The sequence below is a fragment of the Paenibacillus albidus genome (genome assembly GCF_014644435.1).
Lineage (GTDB): Bacteria > Bacillota > Bacilli > Paenibacillales > Paenibacillaceae > Paenibacillus_AQ > Paenibacillus_AQ albidus.
On sequence record NZ_BMKR01000019.1, the window covers coordinates 79,264 to 102,360 of the forward strand.

The window sequence follows — 23,097 nt, forward strand, 5'->3', positions numbered from 1 at the left end:
CTTTCGAATGAGCCATCTATTTCCACCTTTTAAGCCGTGTCATGTGGAAATTTGACTATCCGGGCCTGTGCTGTATATATTATTTGGCAAAGCCTATACTCTGAGAAGGCAATGACCGGAGGCCTAATATGTTCAAAATATTCATTATCGAAGATGACAGCGGACTGGTGTCCCTGCTGCAGGATTATTTACATAAATTCGGTTATGAGACCCGGGCGGTACAGGATTTCGAGCGGGTCCGCACCGAGTTCGAAACCTTTGAGCCGCATCTGGTGCTCCTGGATGTGAACCTGCCCAAATACGACGGGTATTACTGGTGCCGCCAAATCCGCGGAATATCCACATGTCCGATCCTGTTTATCTCCGCCCGGGACGGCAAGATGGAGCAGGTGATGGCCCTGGACAATGGGGCGGACGATTATATTACGAAGCCTTTTGATTATGAAATCGCCATGGCCAAAATCAAAAGCCATCTGCGCCGCGCCTACGGCACCTATGCGGGCAGCAGCAATGACAGAAGCCTTACGGTGGCGGGTGTAACGCTTGACGTTGAACGGCTGATGCTGTTGCGCGGGAGTGCCAAAATTGATCTGAGCCATACTGAAGCTAAAATTCTGGACGAGCTGATGAAAAAGGCTGGCATCCTTGTCAGCCGGGACCGGCTGCTGGAGAAAATATGGGATGACCAGGCCTTTGTGGATGAGAATACGCTGAACGTCTATGTTACCAGGGTTCGTAAAAAGCTCGGCGCACTGGGGATCACTGAAGGTCTTCAGACAGTACGCGGGCAGGGCTACCGGCTAACTCCGGATTGGGGGGATGAAGGGTGAGGTTATTTGTCCGCGAGCAGTTCCCTGTCATGATTGTCTACCTCGCCCAGCTCCTCCTGATTACACTTGTCTACAGGCTCGACGGCGGCAGCGGGCTGAACGTCAGCATCTATGCGGCCCTGCTCAGCACTTGCCTGCTGCTTGGCTACCTCGCCTTCCGTTACTTCTCCAACCGGTCTTTTTATGAGCGGCTTGAGACGCTTCCTGCTTCACTGGACGAGGCCGGCGGGCCTGCTCAGGATTCTCCCCTGGCCGCAAGTCTCCGCCGTCTGCTGGGCCAGCAATCCCGGCTCTACCAGAACGATCTGCACAGCTACCGCCATAAGCTGACCGAACATATCCATTTCATCAACCAATGGGTGCATGCGATGAAGACTCCGCTGTCTGTGATCCATCTCATCATTCAGGACAAGGATGGGCCGCCCTTCACGGCGATCGGAGATGAGCTGGACCGGCTGCGAAAGGGTCTGGATACCGTCCTCTATTCCGCACGTCTTGATACGTTTGAACATGATTTCTACGTCGAACAGCTGGATTTGGAGAAAGTTGTCCGGGCAGTCACCTCAGAGCAGAAACGGCTTTTCATCCGTAAGCGAGTTTACCCTTCCATTGTCATGGAACAGCGGATTGCGATCACCTCCGACGACAAATGGCTTTCTTTTGTGCTGACCCAGCTCATCACCAATGCAGTGAGGTACACGGTACAGGAGGGCCGGCATATTCATTTTCATGGGTATGTGCGGGAGGGGGGCGGAGCTGTGCTCGAAATTCGGGATGAAGGCGTAGGAATTCCTTCGGGGGATTTGCCGCGTGTATTCGATCCATACTTCACCGGTGTGAACGGCCGCAGCTTTCAGGAGTCTACAGGAATGGGGCTCTATTTGGTCAAGCAGATCTGCGGCAAACTCGGCCATGAGGTGGTGATCTCGTCCCGTGAAGGTGAGGGTACAGCTGTACGGATTCTTTTTCAGGAAAATAATGCCCCAGTCAACCCTTCCCGCCTTACAAATGTGTAAGGTGATTGTAAGTTTCAGAAATAGCAGCCTGTGTTTACAGTTTGTATAATGAACTCAATCCGGCAAAGAGAAGGAGCGGTACCGCTTGCCCCTATTAGATGTCCATAATTTATCCAAAATATATGAGGGTAAGGTCTCCACTCATGCGCTGAACCATATCCGCTTTGCGGTGGAGAAAGGGGAGTTCGTCGGCATTATGGGCCCTTCCGGGAGCGGAAAGACGACATTGCTGAACTTGATTGCCGCTATCGACGAGCCTACCTCAGGTCAAATTATGATTAACGAAAAAGACCCCAATACCCTGGCCCGCCAGGACAAAGCGCTGTTCCGCCGCCACGAGCTGGGTTTTGTTTTTCAGCATTTCAATCTGCTGGACACCTTGACCGTGGAGGAGAATGTTGTGCTGCCGCTTACCCTGGCCGGGATGCGGGTGCCTGAAGTGCTGCGGAGGCTTGAGGAAGTGGCCGGCCAGCTGAGTATTGGGCATTTGCTGCATAAGCGCACCTACGAGATTTCCGGCGGTCAGATGCAGCGGGTTGCCATCGCCAGAGCGATGATTCACCGGCCGGCGCTGATCCTGGCGGATGAACCGACAGGCAGCCTGGACTCCAAGTCCTCCGGTGAGGTGATGGACATGCTGGCCGAGGTGAATAAAGCGGAAGGCGCAACGGTGCTCATGGTGACGCACGACGCGGTAGCCGCCAGCTTTTGCCACCGGGTGATTTTTATCAAAGACGGGCGCTTCTTCAGTGAGATGTACCGGGGCAGCAGCAGAGGAACCTTTTTCCAGGGGATTATCGACATGCTGTCGCTGCTGGGGGGAGCAAGCCATGACGTTTCGGCAAATCGCATTTAGGAATGTGGCACGCAGCAAGCGTAAATATGCCGCCTATTTTGTCAGCAGCGCCTTTTCGGTCATGGTTTTTTTTCTGTGTGCTTTGTTCATTTATCATCCGCAAATCTCGGGAGCGCTCATCTATGACACGGCTGCGGATACGATGATGGCAGCGGAGGCAATTATTTATGCCTTTTGCTCGCTGTTTATGTTTGTCTCGGTTGGTTCCTTTCTGCAATCCCGCAAAAAAGAGTTCGGCATCCTGCTCATGCACGGCATGACGAAACGGCAGCTCCATACGATGATATTCCTGGAGAATATGATCATCGGCACCGTTGCCATCCTGACCGGCACCGGGCTTGGACTCTTGCTGGGCAAGCTGTTCCTGATGATTGGAGCCAGTTTCCTGGGGCTTCCTTCCCTGGCCTTCTACCTTTCCTGGCAAGCTCCCGTGCTGACTATTTGCAGCTTCGTCCTGCTGTTCCTGCTGATTTCCCTCTGTACCTTTCTGTTTGCAGGGAACGATTCGCTGATGCAGCTGTTTCAGGGGCAGCGCAAGGAGGAGGAAGAACCAAAGGTATCTTTGCCGCTGTCGCTGCTGTCATTAGTGCTGCTGTTAAGCGGGTATTATTTGGCGGCAACCGCAACGGCGGCTTCCGTACAGAGAATTATGTTCCCGGTGGTGGCAATTACGGTGCTGGGGACCTATCTGCTATATACCCAGTTGAGCGTAGCTATAGTCAAGCTGCTGCGCTCGGTGCGGAATCTGTATTGGCACCGGACCAATATCATCACACTCTCCGGTCTGTCCTACCGCTGGAGGGACAACGGGCGTATGCTGTTTATGGTCACTATTGTTTCGGCGGTATCCTTTACCTCCGTTGGCGTGTTCGCCTCGATTCATACGTTGTCCCGGGAGCTGAACCTTGATTATCCCGCAGCCGTCGGTTATGTGGAGAAAGGCAATGCGGCAACTGAGGCCTCGGAAGCGAATCTGCAAGGCATCCGGGAGGAGCTGGAAGCACTGGATCTTTCTTATGAGCTGCTGCGCATTCCGGTCAAATTTGCCTCGGTAGCGTCTCAGACCGGGCCGGACCGGACGTTGCGCCTGCCGCTCATTGCTTATTCCGACTACAGGCTGGCGCTGGACAAGGCGGGTTTCAGTACCGATGAACAAACCCTTAAGGGCAATGAAGGCCTGGTGATGATCGGCTCTCAACGGGACCGCAGCTTGACGGCAGAGCGGAAGAAGGTTGTTTATACACTTAGCCAGGGGTTGCCGATTCAGGAGATTGGCTACACCCGGCATGTGCCGATTGCCGAATATCTGCTGCCGGAGCTGGATGGCCGGGATGGGGGCGACTTCAGCGGTGTCGTCGTCAGTGATGCGTTATTTCAGTCGATTGACCCGGTGCAGACCGATCACTATACCGGATTCTATATCAAGGACTTTCCGGAGACGGTGGGCATCGCGGCAGGACTTGCCGAGAATGGCAAACGTGCCTATGAAAGTAAAGCCGACTATGCAGTTGTGGTCAGCGGTACCCTATTTGAGATTCAGCGGACGTTGTACAGCACGATGCTGTTTGCTTCGCTTCTTGTGGGTACGGTCTTTTTCATAGCTGCAGGGAGTTTCCTGTACTACCGGCTCTATACGGAGCTGGATCACGACCGGCTTCAATACTCCACGCTGTCCAAAATGGGACTGACCGACAAGGAACTGGACCGCATTGTTACCATTCAATTGTCGCTGCTGTTTTTTGTGCCCATCGGGCTTGCCGTCCTGCATAGTTTATTCGCTTTTATTGCGCTTCAGCGGCTGTTTTACCTATCTATCTTTACAGAGACGGGGGCTGTACTGATCTGCTATCTGGCCGCCCAGGGACTGTATTTCTTCATGATTCGCAGCCGCTATCTGCGCAACCTGAAAAAGAATCTCATATAAGAAAAGCGGAGGGATAGGAATGAAAGCTTGGATTACGGATTTTATGGAGCAGTTTGGATACCTGGGCATCTTTCTGATGCTGGCTCTTGAGAATATTTTCCCCCCGATCCCGTCGGAGGTTATTCTCCCCTTTGGAGGTTTTATGACAACGACCTCCGGGCTGACTATACCGGGAGTTATTCTGGCCTCTACAGCCGGATCGCTGCTGGGTGCGGTAGTGCTCTACGCCATTGGCCGCATGCTGGATGTCAGCCGGCTGGAGCGGATCGTGGAACGCTATGGCCGGTTCATCCGCATCAAGCCGCAGGATATCCGCAAGGCGGATGCCTGGTTTGACAAATACGGCTACTGGACGGTATTGTTCTGCCGGATGGTCCCCCTGGTCCGCAGTCTGATTTCGATTCCGGCAGGAATGTCAGGCATGAAATTCGGGCTGTTCATGCTGTTCACAACCATTGGGACACTCGCCTGGAATGTGCTTCTTGTGCTGATCGGAGCAGCTTTGGGCGAATCGTGGGAAGATATCGCGAGCTATATGGATGTCTACTCCAATGTAGTGTACGTGGTGCTTGCGGCAGGTGTTGTACTGCTGGGCTACCTGTTCCTGCGCAAACGCAAGCAAGGCAAAACAGGCAAGCAAACCGTCAAGGCCCGCAGCTGACCGGGTGAGGCTTAATGGAATAGCTCGGGATAAATATAAGGGGGATAACTATGGAACTGCTGACGATTATTAAAGCCATTATTCTGGGGATTGTGGAGGGGCTGACGGAATTTGCCCCGGTCTCTTCCACGGGACATATGATTATTGTCGATGATATGTGGCTCAAATCCCAGGAGTTTCTGGGAAAATACACCGCGAATACATTCAAGGTTGTAATTCAGCTGGGATCGATCCTGGCGGTTGTCATTATCTTCAGGAACCGATTCATTGATCTGCTCGGTCTGAAGCGTTTCAGCCGCAAGCAGCTGGAGCCGGTCTCAGAGGGGCAGCCTCAGCAAGAGACAGGAGGACGGCTCAAGCTGGCACAGGTCATTGTGGGACTGCTTCCTGCGGGTGTGCTGGGCGTGTTATTCGAGGATTACATCGACGAGCATTTATTTTCAACTTCGACGGTATTGATCGGTTTGGTTATCGGAGCAATCTTTATGATCTGTGCGGACCGTTTTGCCCCAAAGAAGACCGTTGTCGAATCCGTTGATCAGATTACATACAGACAGGCGCTGACGGTTGGCTTTATTCAGTGCTTGTCGCTGTGGCCGGGGTTCTCACGTTCGGGATCAACGATCTCAGGGGGCGTGCTGCTAGGTATGAGTCACCGAGCTGCGGCCGATTTCACCTTTATTATGGCGGTGCCCATTATGGCCGGAGCGAGTCTGATTTCACTGGTGAAGAACTGGGAGTATTTCACTATGGATGCGCTGCCCTTCTTCATTGCCGGATTCATCAGTGCGTTTCTGTTCGCACTGCTTTCCATGCGATTCTTCCTGAAGCTCATTAACCGGATCAAGCTTTTGCCGTTTGCTATATACCGGATAATACTTGCAGGAGTAGTGTATTTGGTATTTTTCTAAGTTCGTTATAAGGATTTGATATAGCTGAAGCCCCACTAATCTGTTGCAGATTGCTGGGGCTTCAAGTTATGATGGCATCAGATTAAGGGCAAGCATTCCATAATTTCATTTCGGAGACAGGTGCCGGGCGGAGAATCAGCAGTTCCGTTTGGCTTAAAAGGGAAGTTCGGTACAAAGCCGACGCGGTCCCGCCACTGTATCGGAAGAGTCTTTAGCAGCACAGGTCACTGGCAGAGTACTGCAGCCGGGAAGACCGCTAAGGATGTTGACGCCGCTAGCCAGGAGACCTGCCTGTTTCAACAGCACTGCTTCACCTACGGAAGATAGGGAGGTGTTAGGCGTAACCCATTTGTGTATATCATGGGCGTCTTTCCCTATGCCTTCCTGGGGAAAGACGCCTTTTTAGTTCATAGAAAACCAGATTTTCAATCATAAGATCAGCGAAGGGGAGTTGTCCAAATGGCGAATCAAGTTAAAGTAAGTAATTTGGGGTATCCGAGAATCGGCAAAAACCGCGAGTGGAAAAAAACACTGGAGTCCTACTGGTCCGGCAAAATGGATCAGGAGACCTTCCGTTCTGAAATGGCCGACATCCAGCTTCAGCATTTGCAGACCCAGCAGGCTGCCGGAATCGAGCTAATACCTGTGAATGACTTTACCTTCTACGATCATGTTCTGGATACGGCAGCGATGTTCGGGATTGTACCTCCGCGTTTCGATTACGATGGCGGAGAGATCAGCCTTGATCTATACTTCGCCATGGCGCGCGGCAACGCGGGAGCGACCGCTTGCGAAATGACTAAATGGTTCAATACCAACTATCACTATATTGTTCCCGAGATCGGCCGTCAGACGCCGCGTCTTACGGAGAACAAGCCGCTGGCCGCTTACCGTTTTGCCAAAGAGCGCGCCGGGATCGAAGGCAAGCCGGTAATTGTCGGCCTGTACACCTTCCTTAAGCTCTCCAAGGGTTTTGCGGCATCCGAGACAGCAGAGGTTGCCGGCCGTTTTCTTCCGGTCTATGTACAGCTGCTGCAGGAGCTGGCAGCAGAAGGCGTAGCCTGGGTTCAGATAGACGAACCCGCCATTGTAACGGGGGCATCCGAAGAGGAATGGAAGCTGCTGGACACTATTTATCAGACAATTGCCTCTGAAGTACCGGGTCTGAATATTCTGCTGCAAACTTATTTTGAAGCGGCTGAACCGCTGGAAGCACTGCTGAGCCTGCCAGTACAGGGATTGGGTCTGGATTTCGTCCATGATGGAGGCACGAACCTGGAGTCCATTGAACGCCTGGGCTGGCCTGCGGACAAATGGCTGGGAGCCGGCATTATCGATGGCCGCAACATCTGGCGCTCCGACCTGGATACCAAGCTGGAACTGGTCCGGAAGCTGGCCGCGCTCACCGGGGCGGACCACCTGATCCTGCAGCCTTCATCCAGCCTGCTACATGTGCCGGTGAGTGTAGCAGGGGAGAACAAGCTGAAGAAGACGGTGAAGAATGCACTGGCCTTTGCCGATGAGAAGCTGGCTGAGCTTAGTCTGATCAGTGCCGCCTTTGCAGGCAGCGAGGAAGCTGCTGCGGCGCTGCAGGCCAGCCGTGAAGCTTTGGAAGCGTTCCGCGCACTGCCGGAACGCGGGCGTCAGGATGTGGCGGAGCAGGTCCGCGGACTGGCACAGCTGCCGGATCACCGCAGTTTGCCGTTCGCCGAGCGCGTGAAGCTTCAGCAAGAGAAATGGCAGCTTCCCTTGCTTCCGACGACCACTATCGGCAGCTTCCCGCAGACGGTAGAAGTGCGGCAGGCCCGGCTCAAATGGCGGAAGGGCGTCTGGAATCAGGAACGTTATGACCAATTCATCCGTGAGCAGATCGAGAGTGCGATCACTCTTCAGGAAAAGCTGGGACTGGATGTGCTGGTCCATGGAGAATTTGAGCGGACCGACATGGTAGAATTCTTCGGGGAGAAGTTGGCAGGATATTTATTTACACAGGGCGGCTGGGTGCAGTCCTACGGGTCCCGCTGTGTGAAACCTCCGGTCATCTACGCTGACGTTGCATTTATAGAGCCGATGACCGTAAAAGAAAGCGTATATGCACAGTCGCTGACCAAACTTCCGGTAAAAGGCATGCTGACCGGGCCGGTGACCATTCTGAACTGGTCATTTGTACGCGACGATCTGAGCCGTGAGGAAGTGGCGAATCAGATTGCTCTAGCCCTGCGCCATGAAGTACTGGCACTGGAAAGTGCAGGCGTTGAAATGATTCAAGTCGATGAGCCCGCTATCCGGGAAGGGCTGCCGCTGAAAGCGGAGGACCGTGAGCATTACCTGAACTGGGCTGTTAAATCATTCCGTATTGCTACGAACCATGTGAAGGATACTACCCAGGTGCACACCCACATGTGCTACAGCGAATTTAATGACATGATTGACTCGATCTCGGCGATGGATGCCGATGTTATCTCCATCGAGACATCCCGCAGCCATGGCGAGCTGATCGTAAGCTTTGAAGAGCAGGAATATGACAAAGGTATAGGTCTGGGCGTATACGATATCCATAGCCCGCGTGTTCCGGCGGTTGAAGAAATGACGGCGAATATCGACCGTGCACTGCGGGTGCTTGATCCTGAGCAGTTCTGGATCAATCCGGATTGCGGCTTGAAGACACGCGGCTGGCAGGAGACGGAAGACGCACTGCGCAACATGGTGGAAGCTGCTGCTATTGCACGGGGGAAAAGTGCAGTTCTAAACCGCTAGATCAAATATTGGTAGGCAGACAAGGGGTTCTTGGCGGCATAATTAGGTTGCTGCAGGACCCCTTTTGCCTTTGGATCAACAAAGCAGCGCTTTGGAAGTTTCTTTCCGGTGGTAGTGAGCTGCACTTTGCAATATCGGGTTTAAGGGATGGAGCTTTTGTGAAGTATTAAAGGAGTATTAAGGAGTCCTAAAGGAGTCGCTTCACTGCATTTTGTACATCAGGTTGTCTGTATAACGGGCCGATGATCAAATTGAGTGCATTTGATGCATTAGGAACCGCAGAAAGGTCTTGTAAAAGCCTGTTTTCTAAATTTCTAGTGTATGAAATACATCAGAATCAACTTTTGAACTATTCTGGAGCGATTCTAATGTACAAAATACATCAGACAACGCTTTACAGCCCCATAGGAGTGTAATGTGACCAACCGCCGGTACTCACAGGATTATCTATATCTAATCGGGTATCTAATCAGGTATCAATCGGGGAAATTTTTGGTGAAGTACTTGATAATAATTCTCATTCTTGATAGAATGGGAAAAGAAAAGAAGGAACCGTGGAGGGTCCCTTCGGATCAATAATTACTTGCTTTCAAAGGTTTTGCAATCTGTTTCTTCGGCGCGTGTTGGTTCTTTGGAGCTGTGGAAAGCGACAAAGATGGTATCGGCGCTGCATTTGTTCTCTTCTGCCCAGTGGGTGTAGGAGCTAACTTCACACATTACGTCTTTTGCCATGAGGGTTCACCTCCCTGTAGTAAAGTGACAGCAGCATAATGAAAGTCTGTCCGGCAAGGTGGAGCTTGTCTGAACAGAGCAGTACCCTCATTCTGGATGAATCGAGGGTATTTATGATGCGCTGCATCTTGATTATGGTTTAGTGTACCAAAAATAGAGCGTTCTCGCAATCAGGATCATCCGTTTTTGACGGGTGATCCTTTTTTAGCTTGGATCCGGGCTGTGGTGCAACCTTCCAGCTTCTGGGAGCGTCAAGAGGAAGTGAGCCGGGAGAGATCTGGAGAGACCGGACCTTCCATGATGCTTCAGATGGACTGGAGAAAAGGAAATAACACTACACTTTTGGAGGAATGAGAATGCGAAAATGGGGTCTGCATTACTTGGGTTTACTAATTCTTGCTGTAGCGCTTATACTGGCAGGCTGTAGTTCGTCCGACCAGAACTCGTCGGCCAACACAGCTGCAAGCTCGGAAGGTTCGGGAAGTGCGTTGAAGGAAGATCTGCGTTCGGAATCCGCTGTTGCCAACATGGCTGACCAAACGTCGGATGAGGCAAGCACAGCTGCGGCACCGGCAGAAGCCCCTGCTGCAGGCGGTGATCCGGCTATCCAGGATACGACGGCGGCGAACACAGCTTCCGGAAGCAGCGGATTTACCGGCAGTGATGTGGTGGCAGGGCTGAACAAAAAGCTGATCTACCATGCCAATCTGGATATGCAGGTGCAGGACTATGCCAAAGCGCAGACCAAAGTGCGCAGCATGGTCACCCTGGCGAATGGCTACATTATTGAATTTACCGAAAATGTGTCTGAATATGAGCAGGGGGGTACGTTCACCTTGAAGGTCCCGGCTTCGGGTTTCTCTTCTTTTTTGAGCAATCTGGAAAAGGTGGAACATGTCGCGCTGCAGCGCAGCATTCAGGGGCAGGACGTCTCGGAAGAATATGTTGACCTGGAATCACGCCTCAAGGCTAAACAACTAATGGAGATACAATATACCGAATTTATGAAAAAGGCTACCAAATCTGCGGATCTTGTAGCTTTTGCCAATGAGCTTGGCTCCATCCAGGAACAAATTGAGCAGATCAAGGGCAGAATGCGCTATATTGACCAGAATGTCTCCTTCTCGACAGTCGAGCTGCGGCTTTATCAGACCGACGACACACTCTCGGTTAAGCAAAAGGAAGAGCAAGGACCGCTGATGGAGCGGGCTTCTGAAGCTTTGCAGGGTACGCTGAAGGCGCTGTCGGTTGCATTCCAATCCCTGTTTGTATTCCTGGCGGCTGCGCTTCCGGTCCTTATAGTCGGAGGACTTGTGCTGGCTGTGGTGCTCTGGTACCGGAAGCGGGCAACACAGCGCAAGGAAGAACAGTCGAATCTTAGAAGGCTGGCTAATCAGAAGCAGCTTAGAGAGCAGCCAGCTGCCAAGGAAGCGGACGAAGAGAAGGAGTAACCGTTCTAATCACCATACAAAAAGCCTCCTGCCCACCAAGAATCCGGTGAGCATGGAGGCTTTGTTATTGAAGTAACAGATAGATCGGGCTTAGGCCTGGCCGAACATCACGCGATATTCTCCGTAGCCTTCTTTCTCTAAATCCTCTTTGGGTACGAACCGCAGCGCAGCTGAGTTGATGCAGTAACGCAGGCCGTTCTCACCGGGCCCATCATTGAAGACATGGCCCAGATGGGAATCCGCTGCTTTGCTGCGCACTTCGGTACGGACCATAAGGTGGCTGAGATCGGTATTCTCCTTCACCGAATAATCACGGATAGGACGGGTGAAGCTGGGCCAGCCGCAGCCGGAATCGAATTTGTCCAGAGAACTGAACAGCGGTTCGCCGGATACGATATCAACGTAGATTCCATCCCCGTGATGATCCCAGAATTCATTGCGGAACGGAGATTCCGTAGCACTGTTCTGCGTCACTTCATATTGAAGTGGAGTTAGACGCTGCTTCAAGCTTTCCTGATCTTCACGATGCGACCAGTGGTTCTCGATAAAAGCATCCCGGCCGGAACCTTTCCGGTAGCGCTTGTAGTGCCCCGGGTTCTTATGATGATAGCCCTGATGGTACTCCTCAGCGCGATAAAACGTTGCTGCCGGCAGAATAGGCGTAATAATCGGCCCAGTAAATCGCCCGCTTGCCTCAAGAGCGGCTTTGGAGGCTTCGGCCTGCAGACGCTGCTCTTCGGAATGGGTAAAGATGGCCGTTCCGTACGATGTGCCGCGGTCATAGAATTGTCCGCCCGCATCCGTAGGGTCAATCTGCTGCCAGAACAGCTCCAGAAGTTTCGTATATGGGAAAATATCCGGATTAAAGGTGATTTGAACTGCTTCCACATGTCCTGTAGTTTCGGAGCAAACCTCTTCATAGGTGGGGTTCTCTGTATGCCCTCCGGTATACCCGGATACGACCTCAATAATGCCGGGCAGCTCCTCGAATGGGGACACCATGCACCAGAAGCAACCTCCCGCAAAGGTGGCCTTTTCCGACTTGGATTGCGTATCATTAAATGAATCGCTCATTATATATCCCTCCATTCACATAATGCAATTAAATAGATCACAATTTAATTATAAAGTAATTATTCCCTGAACGCCACCGCCATGGATAACTGACTGAGGCGTTGCTTATTTAAAAGTGCGCGAACGCAGACCAAGCCAGGCCAAACCCAAGACGGCCAGATAGAGGAGAATTGCGGCAACCGCACTTGCCGGACTTTGCAGGGCATTCCCGCCAAGGAAAGCGAAGAGGGCGATGCCGGGAATTTTGCCTATCCCGGTAGCGGCCAGGAAATTCCAGAAGGGCAACGCGGCTGCCCCGGCGTAGACATTGACTGCGGTCTGGGGAATGACAGGGGCCAGCCGGGCCAGAATAACGGAGGCGAAGGGACGGCGTTCCACCGCTTCCGTGAATTTTGCCAGGGACGGCACCGAGGCCAGGTATGCCCTGGCCCTGTCCTTAAATAAGTACTTCACCCCGCCGAACATCAGGGCCGCAGCCAGCGTAGTGGCTGCCCAGCATATTGCAGCGCCGGCCACACTTCCATAAGCATAGCCGAACAGACTAATGACGGCCTTATAAGGTACGACCGGAAACATAGCCAGCAGCGTGGCCGTTCCGATCAATAGAACAAGAGGGTGATCCTCTTTCATCCAGCTTAGGATGTCATATCTGTAGATAAACGCGGTGATTGTCCCCGAAACATAGAGGATTGCCGCGAGCCATTTTCTCATGTTCATTATGCCCCTTCTACCGCTCATTCATCTTATCATACTGAAAAAAAAGCGATTATTGAAGCAAAGATCATTGGTGACCGCTACGCGTCCATGTATAATATAACTTCGGGAGTGTTGCAGACCAACGGATTATTATGTTTTATAGAGGGGGATTTATCTATGAGTATGCCTGAACGCATAAGGGTGGCCATGATTGGTATTGGAGATATTGCCCGCAAAGTCTATTTGCCCCTGCTTACGCAGCATCCCCGGGTGGAAGTGGCCGGTGTGCTCAGCTATTCCCCGGACACGGTGCGGCATACGGTGGACCAATACCGGTTGCCGAAGGGAACAACGAATCTGGACGAACTGCTGTCCTGGAAGCCTGAAGCCGTATTTGTGCACAGTCCGACGCCAACCCATTACGATATTGTGACAAGGTGCCTGCAGCATGGGGTATCCGTATATGTGGACAAGCCATTGTCCTATGAATTGGAAGAGTCGCGGCGAATGGCCGAGCTTGCCGAAGACAAGGGGCTGCTCCTTGGAGTAGGTTTTAACCGCCGTTATGCACCAATGTACGTGTCAGCCAAGTCCTGGCTGATGGAAGCCGGAGGAATCAGTTTATGCCAGGGAATCAAGCACCGGACCCGGCAGCAGGCAGCGTCGAGCCGTGAAACGGTTCATGATGATCTGATTCATATGCTGGATTTGCTGCTGTGGCTCTGCGGCGGCGATTATGAGCTGCTTCATGGCCATCTGCTGCAAGACGGCGGCGGGCAGCTGCGGCAATCTTCGGGGATACTCAGCTTTGGCAGTGGAACAACTGGAATGTACAGTATGGTTCGGGATGCGGGAGCAGACCTGGAGAAGGTGGAACTGCATGGAAATGGCAGGTCCGTGGAAGTTGCCGACATGGAGAAGGCGGTTTTTTATGAAAAAGGAGTGCAGCCGCGATATCAAAGCTTTGGCAGTTGGGACACCGTACTCATGCGCAGAGGGTTCAGCGGAGTTGTCGAGGATTTTTTGAACCACATTCATACACCTGGACATTGCGGAATTGCTGCATCGGCAGTATTGCCAAGCCATAAGCTGGCGGCGCAGCTGACCGGAATGACGGTCTGAACAGAAGGGAGCAGGACATGGACGATTACCATAAATCAATGGAAGAACAAATTATTGAAAGCTACAAACGTGACGAGGAAATGATGATCCTTGTTTTTGCGCAGTGGTGTGTGAATAACGGACTGGACCCCCATGCCCTCTATTTGCAAGCCTACCCGCAGCAGGAGGGGAACGAGGCCCTGCGCAAGGCGCTGGCGCTTACCGTATCCACAGAGGAAGCGGGGTTCATCTCCGACGACACCGTTCTTGGGGTGCTGTCACTTTACAGCAATGATGATTTGGCCTATGTGGTAACCGAAGCTGTTGCCGAGCGGCAAAGTGCCAAAGAGACCCCGGAGAATGAGGAGTAAGCCGCACGAAGGTACAAAGGAACTTTTTTTTGGTAAACGATGTTCATTGTGCATGAAATGTGGTAAAATTATATATACTAACTTATCGTAAGTTTCAAAAGTGAGAGGTGAGAACAATGGAAGAACATCAGCTAACGATGTGTCCCAGATTCGAAACTGCCTTCTCTTTCTTAGGCAAACGCTGGAATGGACTTATTATTCAGACTTTGATGAGCGGACCGAAACGTTTCAAAGATATTTCCGGTCTGATTCCTTCAATGAGCGATAAAATGCTGTCCGAACGAATGAAAGACCTGGAAAGTGAAGGGATTCTGGTACGCCATGTGTACCCGGAGACACCAGTGCGCATTGAGTATGAACTGACAGAAAAGGGCCGTGCGCTTGAACCTGTCATGCTGCAAATTCAGTCCTGGGCCGAGAACTGGGTAGAGTAACTGCCCTGTCTTTAGTCAATTTCTGGAAGCTCCTTTTCCCCGGTAGAGGGGGGAAGGGGCTTTTCTCGACTTGCAGGAATTTGCGATCATCCGGGCCAGTGCTGCTTCAAGAAGGAACAAGGGGTGTTATTTTGTCATAAAAAGCTTGCAACCGGGGAGAAGATATGTAATATAATAGAAAAAACATGAACCCATCCACGGCGGAAGCGCTTACGAATGAGATTTGCCCGATTGGCTTACATTAGAGCAATAGGTCAGCAAACGGATCAGGAGGCGATGAAGGTGAATACGAAGACGAAGACTACCCTGTTTTCCCGGGAAATAACGTATGGAAAAAAGGATGTTGCCGAGCTGGAAAGAGCTTCGATCAAAGTGCAGCTTATCTACGACAAGGCACTGTTCATGCTTCATGAATACCTTCCGGAATCCTTATGGGATGCCTGGATTGGCGTACCTTACAGTATTATTTCATCGCTTTACAAAGGGAATAATGACAGTGGAACTATATTTCAAAAGTGGATTCAAAGCCCTGCCGGCTGGAAATGTATCGGGTGTGAACGGCATTGTCTGGAGTCGGCGGCATCACCTCAGCAGCCTCTCCCCTTTGGTCAACCGCGTCAATATACATTCCATAATGGCATCCGCCAAAGTATGGTGCTCCAGGCTGTGATCTGGTCAATGTATGAGAATATTGTGCTGTTTCAGCCTTTTCTGGGTGATGAGCCGTTTTTTGATCAGGAGGAGTTGAACACGATTTCCACTTATTTTGTTCCCACCTATCTCAGTGAAGTCCCGCTGCTGGAACGTACCAAACCTTCCAAAGTATATAAGGACGGACACATCTCCGTTTATCAGGAATTCATATCCGCTCCGGACCTTGTGCTGCAGTGGAATGGCGGTCTGACGGAAGGCCGGTGGATGACAGGTGTATATATGGATCAATCCCGGTTTGCGGGGCTCGGCCCTTATTTGAAAGATGCGCAGGGTAAAAGGACGTATATGCAGGCTTGTGTACTATAAAACTTAAAATTGTTTTATTCATAAAAGAGATATAATTTTAGTGCGTATAATCACAAGGAAAACCGCCTTCAAGGGTTAATGTGAAAGAGTGATATAATTCACATCATCCCAAGGAGGAACTTATAATGACGAACCCACAATATAATGATAGAACTCCCGAAACACATCAAGACCGCTTTACAGGCGACGTAATGGTCAGAGATATTGTTCTGCAATTCCCCAAATCAGCGGATTATTTCAAAGAACAACGGATCGATTTCTGCTGCGGGGGTGCGAGACCTCTGGCTGATGCGGCTGCCGAGCGCGGTCTGAACACTGACGAGGTTATTGGAGCCCTGCACAAACTGCTTGAGGAGCATCCCGTTCTTGAAGAAGAGAAGGTCTGGAACCATGCAGATTCTGCAGCTCTGGTAGAGCATATTGTAACCAAACATCATGGCTACTTGCGTGAAGAACTGCCTCGAATCGGTCAAAACGTAACCAAAGTATTCCGTGTGCATGGGGGAGATTCCCCACATTTGGCCGAACTCTACAATCTATATAATAAACTGCAGGATGAGCTGCTTCAGCATACTGCGAAAGAAGAAGCAAGCGAGTTCCCCAAGCTGCTGGCCTATGATGCCAATCCGAGCGAACAAAGCCGTATGGAGGTGAAGAATCTGCTCCAGGTACTTGAAGGAGAACATGATGGCGCAGGTGAGCTGCTGAGACAAATTCGCCAAATCACCGATGACTTCACTCCTCCGGCCCATGCCTGCACCACCTACCGTTTAACCTATGCCCGGCTGGAAGAGCTGGAAGGCATGACCTTTGAGCATGTTCATTTGGAGAACAATATCCTGTTTCCAAGATATCAGTAACGTACAGGCCCCGGGCAACCGGGGCTATTCCGGTTATGCCGTTGGCTGAACTACGGTTTCTCCGCTGCCCTCGATCCTTTTGTTGAGAACGAATTGAGTTTGCGTTATCCTACAGTAGACAGCATGTATTGTTACTACATGCCTGGCTCACTGCTGCCGGTGGTCGCCAGGCAGGGAGAAGGCGGTGCCGGTAATGCCCATAATACCTTTGAGGCGTTTGATGTTAGGACTAATTCTTATTTTGATTTCGGGCGGATGTTCTTCCGTTGCAAGTGGAGGAGCAAATGTCAACACAGGTAGAGCCGATCCGGCAGCTGGTCCGGTGCTTTCCCTTTTAGTTGGCGGCAATACGCTTGACGCTGGTTTGGAGAATAAACTGAGTGGTGTGTACAGAAACGGGATAACCATAATGGAGCTGCTGAAAGGCAGCGGTATTGTAGTTTTCGACGAGGAGGGTAAGCACATCCGGTCGGTAAACAGGATTTCGCTCAGCCATGAACTTGAATGGGAGCTTAGGCTGAACGGCAAGGTGACTACTGCTGCAGAATGGAACCAAGTGGTGGAGAATAACGCCAAGTTTACGATTTCAGCCCATACCGCTGGTGGAGAAGAAGTTCTGCAGCCGATAATTCTGGCTGTGAATGGAGGCAACAGGCAGACGGAGCTGACACATTCATACGTTATGGTACATACGGAGGATCTAACGGTTAGAAGTCTGCTCAAGAAGAGCAGATTTATCCGGATGGCAGAGGATAACAAGACGCTGGTATCCGTGCTGGATTATAAGCCGCTAAGCAATGAAATGTGGATGCTTCAGGTTAACGGGAAGCCGCTGCTGGAGAGCGGAATGGACATGAAGCTCAGGCCGCAGGACGAGTTGGAAGTAAACCTTGTGACACGTTAATCATAAATACATAACCACCAGACCTTCTGTCCAAATAAAGCCGGAGGTCTGGGTATTTACTTTCTAGTATTAGATGAATAAATTCTGCTAATTGTTGTGAAAAAATTCACATTTAATGTGATTTCAATCACAAGCGTTCTTTAAATTTAAAACGTATAATTTTGTCATAAGAGATGGATTGAGAGAACTTACGAAGCATTTGAGGAGGCACCTAATCATGACGCAGAAGAGAGAAAAGCTGGTATTGATCGGTAACGGAATGGCTGGAGTCGGCACCATAGAACAAATTTTGAAGCTGGGCGGCAACTATGAGATTACAGTCTTTGGAAGTGAGCCGCATCCTAACTACAACCGGATCATGTTGTCTTATGTCCTGGAGGGCAGCAAGACGGTGGAAGATATCATTCTTAACGATCTGAACTGGTATAAAGACAATGGTATCACTCTTCATACGGGAACAACGGTGACACGGATCGACGAAGCCTCCCGCCAGATCATTACGGCGGATGGGATGAGTGTTCCTTACGATAAAGTAATTATTGCGACAGGATCGAATTCGTTTATTCTGCCGATTCCGGGCAGCACCAAAGAAGGGGTCGTAGGCTTCCGGGATATTGCCGATTGTGATGCTATGCTCGCAGCCGCCAAGCAATACAAGCAAGCGGCGGTTATCGGCGGCGGACTGCTGGGACTTGAAGCAGCCAAAGGTCTTGTTAATCTTGGCATGGACGTAACCGTCGTGCATTTGATGGAAGATCTGATGGAGCGTCAGCTGGACCATAATGCTTCCTCGATGCTGCAAGCTGAGCTGGAACGTCAAGGCGTCAAATTTGCCATGGGCAAACAAACCGTTGAGTTGACAGGCGAGGAAAGGGTCAGCGGACTCCGTTTCAGCGACGGCACTGAGCTCGCAGCTGATTTCGTGGTCATGGCGGTTGGTATTAAGCCTAATGTGGCCGTGGCCGCAGCCAGCGGCATTACCGTCAACCGCGGGATTGTCGTGAATGATTATCTGCAAACATCAATGCACAATGTATTCTCTGTAGGTGAATGTACGGAACACCGCGGAGCTTGTTATGGTCTGGTAGCACCGCTGTTTGAGCAGGGGATGGTGCTCGCGAAACATCTGTGCGGGGCCGATACGAAACCGTATGAAGGTTCCGTGGTTTCCACTAAGCTGAAGATTTCCGGAGTAGATGTGTTCTCAGCCGGTGAGTTTATCGAATCTGCCGAGCATACGGTTATTTCGGCCAAAGATGACTGGAAGAAAACCTACAAGAAGATTTTGCTCAAGAATAACATCATTGTCGGAGCGGTATTGTTCGGAGATGTCACCGAATCTGCGAATTTGCAGAAGCTGGTGAAGCAAGGCACCGAGATGACGGATGAAATTTATGCCGAACTGATGGGCACAGGCTGCTGCGGCAGTGGTGGAGCGAAGAAAACGATGGCTGTCGAAACAATGGCCGATGAAGAAATCGTCTGTGGCTGTAACGGGGTTACCAAGAAGGCAATCGTGGATGCGGTGACCGAGAACGGCTTCACAACGGTTGACGAAATCAAGGCCTGCACCGGGGCTACCCGCTCTTGCGGCGGATGTAAGCCGGTCGTGGAACAAATCCTGCAATTTGTACTGGGTGACAGCTTCCAGCAAAGTGCGAAGCAAGGCATCTGTACTTGTACTCCGCTGAGCCGTGATGAGATTGTGGCGGAAATTACGGCCAAGGGCTTAAAAACAACCAAAGAAGTAATGAATGTACTGGGCTGGAAACAAGAAGAAGGCTGCTCGAAATGCCGTCCGGCCATCAACTACTACCTGGGCATGATCGCACCGGATACACATGAGGATGAGAAGGAATCACGTTTTGTAAATGAAAGAATGGGTGCCAATATCCAAAAAGACGGAACCTACACCGTTATTCCGCGCATGTACGGCGGGGTTACCACACCTGAGGATTTGAAGAAAATTGCCGATGTCTCGCTTAAATATGATGTGAAAGTCGTCAAAGTTACCGGCGGCCAACGTCTCGACCTGATAGGTGTGAAAAAAGAAGACCTGCCCAAAGTATGGGAAGAGCTGGATATGCCTTCAGGTTATGGGTATGCCAAATCCCTGCGTACGGTTAAGACTTGTGTGGGATCGCAGTTCTGCCGTTTCGGTACTCAGGATTCCATGGGTATGGGTGCTCTCATGGAGCGCAAATACGAGCGTCTTGATTTTCCGGCCAAATTCAAAATGGCTGTCAACGGTTGCCCGCGTAACTGTGCGGAATCTTGCACCAAGGATATCGGTATCGTCGGCAACGACGGGGGCTGGGAGATCTTTATCGGCGGGAATGGCGGGATCAAGCCGCGGATCGCAGATTCGTTCTGCAAGGTGAAGACGGATGAAGAACTGATTGAAGTGTGTTCCGCTGTAATGCAATACTACCGTGAAACAGGCAACTATCTGGAAAGAACCTCCGAGTGGGTGGAACGGATGGGTCTGGAGACGATCGGGGCAGCTATTCTGGATGATGAAGTGAATCGTAAAGCACTGGCTGCACGGATTGATTTTGCCCTGGCTCAAGTTTCGGACCCTTGGAAAAAATTGCTGAAAGACGATCCTACGCGCAAGGCGCTTTTTGAAGAAGCCAGAGTGTAAATCAGAGACCAAAGGAGAGAGACTCGATGGAATTAACCATTCAAGATTACGCTATTGGAACAGTGCAGGATTTCCTGCTGCAAATTGGACGTGTGGTCGTGGCCGGAAATAAGGAATTGGCTGTATTCCGCACCTCTGAAGGGACTCTGTATGCTGTGGAGAACCGCAGTCCGCATCCCAAAGGCGGTCCTCTTGCAGAAGGCATCGTATCGGGATATTACCTCTATGACCCTCTGTATGACTGGAAGATTGATCTGCGCAGCGGTGAGGTGCAGGCTCCGGATCATGGGCAAGTGAAGACTTTCCCGGTTAAGGTGGAGAACGGGAGCGTAAAAGTCAGCTTGTAGAGACATTTAATCATTATTGACTAGAAATGGCGGGGTGGAACCTTATGTTCACACAGAGCGTGGAGAACATCGTTGAGACTGCGGTCAGCAAACGCGACGCAATGAATAAAAACTTGCCCAGGTATTTACTGGCGGCCATGTTGGCCGGAGCTTATGTAGGTATCGGCATTATCCTGATTTTTTCACTTGGAGCACCGCTGGCGGCTATCAAATCCCCATTTCAGCCGCTGATTATGGGCGCTTCCTTCGGAATTGCTCTGACCCTGGTAGTATTTGCAGGCTCGGAGCTGTTCACCGGCAATAATATGTTTTTTACCGCAAGTACGCTTGCCGGCAGAACCAGTGTACTGGATACCTTGAAGAACTGGGTGATCGTATTCATCGGCAATGTTGCAGGTGCTGTAATTCTGGCCTTGCTGATTCGCGGAACCGGCCTGTTTAGCAGCGCTCCTCCGGAACATTTGATCTTTGCAGCGGCAGCCAAAAAAATGAGCCTGCCCTTCTCCGAATTGTTTTTTCGTGGAATACTCTGTAACTGGCTGGTCTGTCTGGCTTTGTGGATGTCCTCACGAGCCAAAAGCGAAACGGCCAAGCTTGTGCTGATCTGGTGGTGTCTGTTCGCCTTCATCGCCAGCGGTTATGAGCACAGTGTAGCCAATATGACACTGCTGAGTGTAGCTGTAGTGCTCCCGAACCATCCGGAAACCATCACCATTGCCGGCTGGCTGCACAACATGATCCCGGTCACGCTGGGCAATATTATTGGCGGCGGCGTGTTCGTCGGTATGGCTTATTGGCTGATTTCCCCTGTACGGGGCTTAAGCAAGAAATAGAACAGAAGACATGGGCGTATTAGAATGCATAGAAGCTGTTCCCGGGCACTGCCGGGGGACGGCTTTTTTTTATTGGGGAAATTATGCAATGTACAAAAATGTGGATATCTTGGAAGCTTCAGATGATATAGCGGTGCAGGGGGATTGGGCTCCATTAGCGGAGTGAAGCGGACAGAGAAGACCCTATTTTGCGAAAAAGTCTGCTTTCCTGGGGGATTCGGACTCAGGAGCCGTTATAACGATCGATTGAGCTTAGAATGAGGGGGACAGGACAATTAGCGGAATCTCTGTCCGTTTAACCTGCTGAATAGACGAATTCTCCCCAATAGTTATAATGAACGAAACCGACTGCACTTTGCATCATGTAGGTTGAATTTGGCAATGACTGAGATGAAGTCCGCAGCACCTCTGTCCGTTACTGACACCTTGACTGTCTGCTGGCTGGCTGTTGAAGAGAGCGGCTACTTGGGGTGTGTAAGGGGGCGATAGTCAGCAGATGTCGCCCGAGTGCGCCTCTCCTTTGGTGATTTTGGCAGCAGAATGGTTAAACAGCGGATACCTGCCCAAAAAGGCAGTGCTTTATGATCAATGGGTATGCAAAAACTAAGCAGGCTCCCTGACAGGAACCTGCTTAGCGTTATTATGAAGTATGGAAGGTTATATGTTTCATTGAGGAGAATAGCGGGTATTGGATTATGGCATTAAATCCGGCAGATCTCGTTCGGACATAATTCACAGTGACAGATCTCCTGCAGCATGCCAAGATCTTTGATGACAATCATACCGTTCTCGTATTCAACCGCATCTTTCTTGCGCAGATCGCTCAGCATCCGGTTGACACTTTCACGGGTAGCGCCGATCATGTTGGACAGGTCCGTATGCGTGATTTTTTTGTTGATAAGGATATTCTCGCCGCTTTTCTCTCCATAGGTGTTGCCCAGGCGAATCAGTGTGGAGCAAAGCGCACCCGGTTTCCCGTACATCATCAGATCGCGGAACTTCGTCTGTGTCAGCCGGTGATGAATCCCCATCCATTTCATGAAGTCAATCGCAAAATCGCAATGCTGACAGATCAGGATCTCCAGATCCTTTTGCTCGATGATGCCGACTTCACTTTCTTCAATCACTTCAGCAGTGAAGCTGTGCTTCGTGCTGAAGAACGGATCGGCTTGCCCGACCATATCCCCGGCTTGATACATATACAAAATGAGTTCCTTGCCCTCATCAGTAGATTTGGTTAATTTGACACGTCCACGTTTGATATAAAACAATTTATCCGAATAGTCGCCTTCCCAAAACAGGTGAGACCCTTCTGGGACCATGCGTTCTTTCATTGTAACAAGCAGTCTGTTAAAGTTCTGTTCGGAAAAACAGTTTGTATTCCCGTGGGCTTCGATAACATTGTAATGTTCCTTAATCATAATCGACATCCCCTTTATTCCCTCAGTTTTTCAGTAAATTTTAAATTAATTATACCTTGAAAAATCCTCTTTTGGTTGGAAAATTTCGAGAAAAAGTGTCGAATTTTTAACATTGTGATAATTTTCACTTCAAAGCTGTGATATTTAATATGATTTGCACCTAAAAAGAGCTTAAGAATGGTGACAGTTCAAAGATTGCATGAGCTGCATTGTCTTGATAGACTTAGTGAATAGAGGGACAACCTCCCTCAAAT

At 50.7% G+C, this 23,097-nt stretch carries 22 protein-coding genes and 1 riboswitch; of the genes, 17 read left to right on the forward strand and 5 right to left on the reverse strand.

The genetic code is table 11. The annotated features are described in order from the left end of the window. Nucleotides 1-128: 128 nt before the first annotated feature. The 7 genes from IEY53_RS20530 (at nt 129) to metE (ending at nt 8,955) form a co-directional block, all read left to right on the forward strand. Nucleotides 129-830 (forward strand): response regulator transcription factor, encoded by a 702-nt coding sequence (locus tag IEY53_RS20530; RefSeq protein ID WP_189028280.1) that lies wholly within the window; start codon nt 129-131, stop codon nt 828-830. After that, nucleotides 827-1,846, forward strand: a complete 1,020-nt coding sequence (locus IEY53_RS20535; RefSeq protein ID WP_189028282.1) for a sensor histidine kinase — start codon at nt 827-829, stop codon at nt 1,844-1,846. Before IEY53_RS20530 ends, IEY53_RS20535 begins: the two co-directional genes overlap by 4 nt. Nucleotides 1,847-1,931: 85 nt before the next feature. Next, a complete protein-coding gene (locus tag IEY53_RS20540) occupies nt 1,932-2,702 on the forward strand; it encodes an ABC transporter ATP-binding protein (protein WP_189028284.1) in 771 nt (256 codons plus the stop codon). Further along, entirely contained in the window at nt 2,677-4,626 is a 1,950-nt protein-coding gene (locus IEY53_RS20545; protein ID WP_189028286.1) for an ABC transporter permease, read from the forward strand. Before IEY53_RS20540 ends, IEY53_RS20545 begins: the two co-directional genes overlap by 26 nt. A gap of 19 nt (nt 4,627-4,645) precedes the next feature. Beyond that, nucleotides 4,646-5,287: a DedA family protein gene (locus tag IEY53_RS20550; RefSeq protein ID WP_189028288.1), complete on the forward strand. Its 642-nt coding sequence runs from the start codon at nt 4,646-4,648 to the stop codon at nt 5,285-5,287. Nucleotides 5,288-5,337: 50 nt separating this feature from the next. After that, the gene (locus tag IEY53_RS20555) at nt 5,338-6,198 is read left to right on the forward strand and encodes an undecaprenyl-diphosphate phosphatase (protein ID WP_189028290.1); all 861 of its coding nucleotides are present in this window, start codon (nt 5,338-5,340) and stop codon (nt 6,196-6,198) included. 101 nt (nt 6,199-6,299) lie between these two features. Continuing rightward, nucleotides 6,300-6,507, forward strand: a riboswitch (cobalamin riboswitch). Nucleotides 6,508-6,657: 150 nt separating this feature from the next. Then, nucleotides 6,658-8,955, forward strand: coding sequence for a 5-methyltetrahydropteroyltriglutamate--homocysteine S-methyltransferase (gene metE / locus IEY53_RS20560; protein WP_189028292.1), 2,298 nt, complete (start codon nt 6,658-6,660; stop codon nt 8,953-8,955). A gap of 579 nt (nt 8,956-9,534) precedes the next feature. Here the strand turns inward: metE and IEY53_RS20565 are convergent. Beyond that, nucleotides 9,535-9,687, reverse strand: coding sequence for a DUF1540 domain-containing protein (locus IEY53_RS20565; protein WP_189028294.1), 153 nt, complete (start codon nt 9,685-9,687; stop codon nt 9,535-9,537). 356 nt (nt 9,688-10,043) lie between these two features. On the opposite strand from IEY53_RS20565, the gene IEY53_RS20570 reads away from it, so the two are divergent. Then, nucleotides 10,044-11,138 (forward strand): DUF4349 domain-containing protein, encoded by a 1,095-nt coding sequence (locus IEY53_RS20570; protein ID WP_189028296.1) that lies wholly within the window; start codon nt 10,044-10,046, stop codon nt 11,136-11,138. Nucleotides 11,139-11,228: 90 nt separating this feature from the next. Here IEY53_RS20570 and msrB read toward each other — a convergent pair whose 3' ends face one another. Both msrB and IEY53_RS20580 read right to left on the reverse strand, forming a co-directional pair. After that, entirely contained in the window at nt 11,229-12,212 is a 984-nt protein-coding gene (gene msrB, locus IEY53_RS20575; protein WP_189028298.1) for a peptide-methionine (R)-S-oxide reductase MsrB, read from the reverse strand. 105 nt (nt 12,213-12,317) lie between these two features. Continuing rightward, complete coding sequence (locus IEY53_RS20580) at nt 12,318-12,923, reverse strand: TVP38/TMEM64 family protein (protein WP_189028300.1); 606 nt, start codon at nt 12,921-12,923, stop codon at nt 12,318-12,320. A 162-nt stretch (nt 12,924-13,085) separates the two neighbouring features. Here IEY53_RS20580 and IEY53_RS20585 point away from each other — a divergent pair, with 162 nt between their 5' ends. The 5 genes from IEY53_RS20585 to ric all read left to right on the forward strand — a co-directional run bounded on the left by IEY53_RS20585 (nt 13,086) and on the right by ric (nt 16,694). Further along, the gene (locus IEY53_RS20585; protein ID WP_189028302.1) at nt 13,086-14,030 is read left to right on the forward strand and encodes a Gfo/Idh/MocA family protein; all 945 of its coding nucleotides are present in this window, start codon (nt 13,086-13,088) and stop codon (nt 14,028-14,030) included. Nucleotides 14,031-14,047: 17 nt separating this feature from the next. Further along, complete coding sequence (gene yxiS / locus IEY53_RS20590) at nt 14,048-14,380, forward strand: protein YxiS (protein WP_189028304.1); 333 nt, start codon at nt 14,048-14,050, stop codon at nt 14,378-14,380. Nucleotides 14,381-14,496: 116 nt separating this feature from the next. Then, a complete protein-coding gene (locus tag IEY53_RS20595) occupies nt 14,497-14,814 on the forward strand; it encodes a winged helix-turn-helix transcriptional regulator (protein WP_189028305.1) in 318 nt (105 codons plus the stop codon). Nucleotides 14,815-15,045: 231 nt separating this feature from the next. After that, entirely contained in the window at nt 15,046-15,834 is a 789-nt protein-coding gene (locus tag IEY53_RS20600) for a hypothetical protein (protein WP_189028307.1), read from the forward strand. Nucleotides 15,835-15,959: 125 nt separating this feature from the next. Then, nucleotides 15,960-16,694 carry an iron-sulfur cluster repair di-iron protein gene (ric, locus tag IEY53_RS20605; RefSeq protein ID WP_189028309.1) on the forward strand — a complete coding sequence of 245 codons (735 nt, stop codon included), beginning with the start codon at nt 15,960-15,962 and terminating at the stop codon, nt 16,692-16,694. A 147-nt stretch (nt 16,695-16,841) separates the two neighbouring features. Here the strand turns inward: ric and IEY53_RS20610 are convergent, their stop codons facing one another. Beyond that, nucleotides 16,842-16,988, reverse strand: a complete 147-nt coding sequence (locus tag IEY53_RS20610) for a hypothetical protein (RefSeq protein WP_189028311.1) — start codon at nt 16,986-16,988, stop codon at nt 16,842-16,844. 28 nt (nt 16,989-17,016) lie between these two features. On the opposite strand from IEY53_RS20610, the gene IEY53_RS20615 reads away from it, so the two are divergent. From IEY53_RS20615 to IEY53_RS20630, 4 genes are all read left to right on the forward strand, one after another. After that, a complete protein-coding gene (locus IEY53_RS20615) occupies nt 17,017-17,598 on the forward strand; it encodes a hypothetical protein (RefSeq protein WP_189028313.1) in 582 nt (193 codons plus the stop codon). Between the two features lie 217 nt (nt 17,599-17,815). Continuing rightward, nucleotides 17,816-20,242 (forward strand): nitrite reductase large subunit NirB, encoded by a 2,427-nt coding sequence (gene nirB / locus IEY53_RS20620; protein WP_189028315.1) that lies wholly within the window; start codon nt 17,816-17,818, stop codon nt 20,240-20,242. Between the two features lie 26 nt (nt 20,243-20,268). Then, complete coding sequence (nirD, locus tag IEY53_RS20625; RefSeq protein ID WP_189028317.1) at nt 20,269-20,589, forward strand: nitrite reductase small subunit NirD; 321 nt, start codon at nt 20,269-20,271, stop codon at nt 20,587-20,589. A gap of 44 nt (nt 20,590-20,633) precedes the next feature. Beyond that, nucleotides 20,634-21,422, forward strand: a complete 789-nt coding sequence (locus IEY53_RS20630; protein WP_189028318.1) for a formate/nitrite transporter family protein — start codon at nt 20,634-20,636, stop codon at nt 21,420-21,422. A 701-nt stretch (nt 21,423-22,123) separates the two neighbouring features. On the opposite strand, the gene IEY53_RS20635 is transcribed toward IEY53_RS20630, so the two are convergent. Beyond that, a complete protein-coding gene (locus tag IEY53_RS20635; RefSeq protein WP_373293896.1) occupies nt 22,124-22,843 on the reverse strand; it encodes a Crp/Fnr family transcriptional regulator in 720 nt (239 codons plus the stop codon). Between the last annotated feature and the right edge of the window lie 254 nt (nt 22,844-23,097).